This is a genomic window from Streptomyces sp. NRRL S-920, from assembly GCF_000717945.1.
In the GTDB taxonomy this organism is placed as follows: Bacteria; Actinomycetota; Actinomycetes; order Streptomycetales; family Streptomycetaceae; genus Streptomyces; species Streptomyces alboniger.
Genome location: NZ_JODF01000165.1, coordinates 1 through 368, shown reverse-complemented (window position 1 = coordinate 368; position 368 = coordinate 1). Strand labels below are relative to the sequence as shown.

The 368-nt window shown below is 70.4% G+C and carries 1 protein-coding gene; it reads left to right on the top strand.

Going from position 1 to position 368, the window contains the following annotated elements:
* The coding region (locus IG54_RS0137350; RefSeq protein WP_037898490.1) for a 3-deoxy-7-phosphoheptulonate synthase at positions 1–368 on the top strand (368 nt) is incomplete at both ends.

Genomic DNA, 368 nt, shown 5'->3' with positions numbered 1-368 from the left:
CGGCAGGGTTTGCTGTTGTCCTCGACGCACTGGCCGTGGATCGGGGACCGCACCCGTCAGCTGGACGGTGCGCATGTGCAGATGCTGGCCCGGGTGCAGAATCCGGTGGCCTGCAAGGTGGGTCCGACGATGACGCCCGCGGAGCTGACGCAGCTCTGTTCGGTCCTGGACCCGGACCGCACGCCGGGCCGGCTGACGCTGATCTCCCGGATGGGCGCGGATCGTGTCGAGGAGTGGCTGCCGCCGTTGATGGCCGCTGTCCGTGAGGCGGGGCATCCGGTGATCTGGCTGTGCGATCCGATGCACGGCAACACCCAGCGCGGCCCGCTGGGCCGCAAGACCCGCCTGCTGACCCGCATCACCCGCGA